Raw genomic sequence first — 5,090 nt, forward strand, 5'->3', positions numbered from 1 at the left:
GGGTCAATATTTGTCTAACCCCGCCACAGCAGACTGCGCTGGCTGTTGACGACGCCTTTGGGATGGCCAGTGCTGCCTGCGGTGTAGAGTACTATCGCGGGCGCGTCGACCGAGACGGAACAGGACTGAGGTATCGGCTGCACTTGCGGAGTGATGCTGGTAGTCGCATCAATCCAGTGGACATCCTGAGCCAAACCGACAGGGCGAACGTTGCCGTCGCCTATGACCGCCGAGAGCCGCGCCGCAACAACTATCTCATTGGTTCGCGAGTAGGGATCTCTCGTGTTGAGTGGCACGGAAGGCCGCCCAACCGCCATGCTCGCCAAGATAGCCACCGGGTACCAGGCAGAGTTGGCCTGAAGGATTCCGATCGCCTGCCCGTTGGGAACGACGGCCGCAATACGGTGGGACAACATCTCGACGGCCTGGAAAAGCTGGGAATACGTCAGACGAGTGGTGCCGTCGCTGATCGCGAGTTTGTTGGGATATTGCTTCGTGACGTCTCTCAGGTGATCGAAGACGGTAACGTTCGCAAAATCGACGCCCATGCGTTGATGAGGGCGCAGTACAGGACCGCCCTGATCAAGTGCGTAATCCGGCACGTTTGACCACCTGCGGGAGGCCGCTGGCTGACAATCCGCCCCTAGATCCAGACGTGCCTTTTCTGATCCCAAATATGCCGGAGACATGAGTGGCTCACGCTAAGATTAAGGTCACTTATCGCCCCCGGCCGAAATCTTTTCATCGATCATTCTGATGATGCCGCGATCTTCGCCAACGGCCGCGGTTGCTCAGTTTGGCGTCATCTCGTGCTGCGGACGCTTCGCGTCGACAGGAGGCTCACGGCGCACAGGCGATCGCGCCTGCCAACCGGCCAGCGCCGCCGCCATTGGCTTTATTCGTGCTGTCGCAATCCTGGGCGATAATCGGCGTGGCAGTAGGGGCCCCGCTGTCAGTGGTCGCGAAGTCGTCAGGAAATTAGCGCGATACAGCTAGGAGCAAAGATCCAGGGTTTGAGCTTACCCGGCTCTCTGATCAGTTTTTTGGGCTTTTCTTGGTCTACCTGGTGCTTTTGTCGGGCCACGCCCGATGGTGTCGGAGTCTCCGTCGGAGACAAAGCAGAATGCAAAGATATGTCCCCGGTTCTCGTCGGTTACTCGGATCCAATCCTTTTCCCACGTTCGGAGGGTAACATGTCGATCTGTCGACATGGCGGCGGCTTTGAAAGGGCTCGGCGCGTTGATGATACGCACCGCGACCACGTCATCGCCCTCCATTTGTTCGACGAGGTATGTCTGCATGAAGGCCTCCCCAGCGCCCATTGCAACCTTAACGTCAGCCAAAGAGTTCGGTTGCAGCGTAGCAAAGCGATTTTTGACAAATGTGACGAACCGACGAGGCCGTTCAAGGCGTGCGGGCGGGGGTTAACGCTGGATCGACCAAGCGGCGCGCAGGTCGTCGGCTTGGGCGGTCCTTACGCCGCAAGCAGTCAGCGCGCCTTTGGTCGCCGTTACGAGCGCGGCATTGTCCTTGGCGGTTGTACCGTCGGCCAGAGTAAAATTGTTCTCGAAGCCGACGCGGGAGTGACCGCCCAGCAGCGCACCGGCCGTAACGCAAGCGGTTTCTTCCCGACCGAAGGCGCAGACCATCCAGTGCGCGAAGCGCGGACGGTCATGCGCAAGGAAGGGAAGCAGGTCGGCCGGTCGCGAAACCTGTCCCGGCGTGTAGCGGCCGAGCACATAGAGCACCGGGATGTCGTCGAAAGGCACCAGCCCGCGCTGCTGCATGGCGGCTAGGGCCGAAGCCTCTTCGGGCGCGTAGACGATCATCTGAGGGGCGATCCGCTCGCTCTTCAGCCACCACAGGAACTCCGCGAAAGCGGTCTCATGGGCAGCGTCTGGCACCAGTTCGCGCAGCGCCAGCGAAACCGCCTCAGGGCGGGTAGCGCGCACCACCGCCATCTGCTCGGCCGGCTGGTATCGGCCGACCGCTTCGCTGGTGATCTGGATGATCAGCCGCTCGCCCACCGCATCGCGTATCGCTTTCGTCGTCTCGCGATAAGCGTGCGCGTCGAGCAAATGGCCGCCGTCGCGATCGCGGACATGCGCATGGATCATAGCGGCGCCCGCCTCGTGGCAGGCGGCGGCGGTCCGGGCCAGTTCCTGGGGGCCGATCGGCAGGGCAGGGTGGTCTTCCTTGCCACGCCGTCCACCATTCGGCGCAACGGCGATTGCCGTCGGCGCGATAAGTCCGGGGCCGGTCACGTCCCTGTCGACGGTCATAGGTGCAGTCCAATTGTTTCAGTATTGCGCACTATGTAACATATGTTGCATGATAGGGTCGCTCCAAACCGCGCCATCGTCAATCGAGGAAAGCATGACACACATCCTGCATCGCCAGATCCATGCGACCCTGCCCGTCGCGATAGGCGGCGAGGGTATCGAACTCTTCGACCGCGATGGCCGCGCCTATATCGACGCGTCAGGCGGCGCGGCGGTTTCCTGCCTCGGCCACAGCCATCCCGACGTGACGGCCGCGCTCCACGCACAGGCCGATAAGCTCGCCTATGCCCACACCAGCTTTTTCACCAACGAGCGGGCCGAGACATTGGCCGACAAGCTCGTCTCCGGGGCGCCACAAGGTATTAGCCACGCCTATTTCGTGTCCGGCGGCTCCGAAGCGGTGGAGGCGGCGCTCAAGATGGCACGGCAGTTTTTCGTCGAGACTGGCAAGCCCGAGCGGCGAAACGTCATTGCCCGTCGACAGAGCTATCACGGCAACACGCTCGGCGCTCTCGCTGCCGGGGGTAATGAGTGGCGCCGTGCCCAATTCCGCCCGTTGCTGATCAACACGTACCACATCGAGCCATGCTATGCCTACCGCTACCAGGAGGCCGGTGAGAGTGAGGAGGCCTACGGCCTGCGCGCCGCCCAGGCGCTCGAGGACAAAATTCTCGAACTCGGTCCGGACACCGTCATGGCCTTCGTCGCGGAACCTGTCGTCGGCGCGACAGCAGGGGCGGTGCCCGCCGTTCCCGGCTATTTCAGGCGCATCCGCGAAATCTGTGACCGCTACGGTGTGCTCCTCATCCTCGACGAGGTGATGTGCGGCATGGGCCGCACCGGGACGCTTCATGCCTGCGAGCAGGACGGTGTCGCGCCCGACCTGATGACAATAGCCAAAGGCCTCGGTGGAGGCTACCAGCCTATTGGTGCGGTGCTGCTTTCACGCCGCATCTTCGACGCTTTCGCCGAAGGCTCCGGCTTCTTCCAGCACGGCCACACCTATATGTGCCACCCGATGGCCTGCGCGGCGGCTCTTGCCGTCCAGGAGGTGATCGCTCGCGACGATCTGCTCGCCAATGTTCGGGCGATGGGAGCACATCTTTCGCAGCGACTGGGCGAGCGGTTCGGCAACCATGCCCATATCGGCGACATTCGCGGGCGCGGCCTTTTCATGGGTCTGGAACTGGTCGAGGATCGCTCGACCAAGGCGCCCTTTGACCCGAAGCTGAAGCTCAATGCGAAGATCAAGCGCGAGGCAATGGCGCGCGGACTGCTCGTCTATCCCGCGGGAGGCACGATCGACGGCGTGCGCGGCGATCATGTGCTGCTTGCGCCGCCATTCATCGTAGACGCCGCAGCAATCGACGCGATTGTCGAACGACTCGGCGACGCGATAGACGCTGCGGTGGCGTAGCGCCAGCGCCCCTCATTCCGGCAGATAGGCCCCGAACGCCTGTAACTCCAGTTCCGTCTCCCTGACACGAGCCGCGGCGGCCGGCCCGCTGCGCGCCAGCATCGTTGCAGCCAGCGCTTCCACGATAGCCATAGCTGCGGCTACCGACGGGAAGAAGGACGGGCTGTCGGTAGAGAATCGCAAGGTAACGTCGGCATGCCGCGCGATCGGAGCAGCCATGCTGTCGACGATCGCGACAATCGGAACGCTGTGTCGTTGCGCAGCCTCCATCACCGGCCCGAGTTCACGCGAATAGGGCGAAAAGCCGATCGCGACGACCGCTTCCCTCTTTCCAAGCGCTGCGAGTTCCGCCTCCATCGCACCGCCGTCGCCGCCGAGCAGCGTGACGTCGCGCCGAAACATCCGGCAGAGGTAGACGAGCGCGTGGGCGGGCGCGCGGCAGCTTCGGAACCCGGCGACACGTATGCGCTGTGCCTTCTCCAGTATCGCGCAAGCCGTTGCTATTTCTTCGCTGCCATTGGCCGCTTCGGCCGCCGCCAGATTGGCAACCGTCGTCCTCAGCGATTCCGCGAAAATCGCTTCCGACCCGCGCTTGACAAGCGCATCGGCCCTTGCTGCGAAAGGAGCCTTGCCGGAGCGCAGCCGGTCCTCGAACGGCTTGCGCAGCGCCGCCCAATCACCGAAGCCCAGGCGCCGCGCCAATCGCACGAAGGTCGTCGGCGTCACCTCTGATCGCGCGGCCAGAACCCGCATGGAAACCAGCGCCACCTCGTCGGGATGATCGACCAGGAATCGCGCCGCCTTGCGCAGTTCTGAGCTCAATTCGGGGAGTTCGGTCAATATGCGCGCTAGAAGCGCGTCGAAACCCATCTCCCGCGTATACATTGTAACAAGCATTTCCCTTGATTGATAAAGCGCAACAATCGTAGCATGCATCGACGTGCCTTGACACTAAAACACCGGACGGCCCGACGGCACGCAAAGTACCAAGGGAGAACCAGATGAAACATGCCCGAACTGCACGCCACGGAGCGCAGATCGCCGCCTTGTCGGCCGCGCTGCTGTTTTCGGCCAGCGCAATGGCGCAGCAGAATTTCGTTACCATCGGGACCGGTGGCGTCACCGGCGTCTATTATGCCGCCGGCGGCGCTATCTGCCGCCTGCTCAACAAGGATCGTAAGACGCATGGCATCCGCTGCTCGGTGGAATCAACCGGCGGATCGGCATTCAACGTGAACACGATCAAGGAAGGCGAACTCGACTTCGGCATGGCGCAGTCCGACGTCCAGTACAATGCCTACAAGGGGCTGGAATCATTTAAGGACGGTGGCGCCCATACCGACCTGCGTGCGGTTTTCTCGATCCATCCGGAGCCGTTCACGGTCCTGGCG

The 5,090-nt window shown here is 62.5% G+C and carries 6 protein-coding genes; 2 read left to right on the plus strand and 4 right to left on the minus strand.

Annotation, left to right across the window (positions count from 1 at the left end; translation table 11 throughout):
- Positions 1-14: 14 nt before the first annotated feature.
- The 3 genes from EOA86_RS21555 to EOA86_RS21565 all read right to left on the minus strand — a co-directional run bounded on the left by EOA86_RS21555 (position 15) and on the right by EOA86_RS21565 (position 2,282).
- Positions 15-602: a class I adenylate-forming enzyme family protein gene (locus EOA86_RS21555; protein ID WP_245497337.1), complete on the minus strand. Its 588-nt coding sequence runs from the start codon at positions 600-602 to the stop codon at positions 15-17.
- A gap of 417 nt (positions 603-1,019) precedes the next feature.
- Complete coding sequence (locus EOA86_RS21560; protein ID WP_164891887.1) at positions 1,020-1,301, minus strand: hypothetical protein; 282 nt, start codon at positions 1,299-1,301, stop codon at positions 1,020-1,022.
- 123 nt (positions 1,302-1,424) lie between these two features.
- Complete coding sequence (locus tag EOA86_RS21565; protein ID WP_128343486.1) at positions 1,425-2,282, minus strand: 3-keto-5-aminohexanoate cleavage protein; 858 nt, start codon at positions 2,280-2,282, stop codon at positions 1,425-1,427.
- Positions 2,283-2,376: 94 nt separating this feature from the next.
- Between EOA86_RS21565 and EOA86_RS21570 the strand changes: the two genes are divergently transcribed.
- Positions 2,377-3,699: an aspartate aminotransferase family protein gene (locus tag EOA86_RS21570; RefSeq protein ID WP_128343488.1), complete on the plus strand. Its 1,323-nt coding sequence runs from the start codon at positions 2,377-2,379 to the stop codon at positions 3,697-3,699.
- A 12-nt stretch (positions 3,700-3,711) separates the two neighbouring features.
- On the opposite strand, the gene EOA86_RS21575 is transcribed toward EOA86_RS21570, so the two are convergent.
- Positions 3,712-4,584: a MurR/RpiR family transcriptional regulator gene (locus EOA86_RS21575; RefSeq protein ID WP_164759573.1), complete on the minus strand. Its 873-nt coding sequence runs from the start codon at positions 4,582-4,584 to the stop codon at positions 3,712-3,714.
- Between the two features lie 116 nt (positions 4,585-4,700).
- On the opposite strand from EOA86_RS21575, the gene EOA86_RS21580 reads away from it, so the two are divergent.
- The coding region (locus EOA86_RS21580) for a TAXI family TRAP transporter solute-binding subunit (RefSeq protein ID WP_128343489.1) at positions 4,701-5,090 on the plus strand (390 nt) is incomplete at its 3' end.

This window comes from Mesorhizobium sp. M5C.F.Ca.IN.020.32.2.1 (genome assembly GCF_004023105.1).
GTDB lineage: Bacteria > Pseudomonadota > Alphaproteobacteria > Rhizobiales > Rhizobiaceae > Mesorhizobium > Mesorhizobium wenxiniae.

Excerpts from the sequence above, each read along its gene's own strand:
- EOA86_RS21575 (WP_164759573.1), bottom strand. The coding sequence starts at position 4,584 with ATGTATACGCGGGAGATGGGTTTCGACGCGCTTCTAGCGCGCATATTG.
- EOA86_RS21560 (WP_164891887.1), bottom strand. The coding sequence starts at position 1,301 with ATGCAGACATACCTCGTCGAACAAATGGAGGGCGATGACGTGGTCGCG.
- EOA86_RS21570 (WP_128343488.1), top strand. The coding sequence starts at position 2,377 with ATGACACACATCCTGCATCGCCAGATCCATGCGACCCTGCCCGTCGCG.
- EOA86_RS21565 (WP_128343486.1), bottom strand. The coding sequence starts at position 2,282 with ATGACCGTCGACAGGGACGTGACCGGCCCCGGACTTATCGCGCCGACG.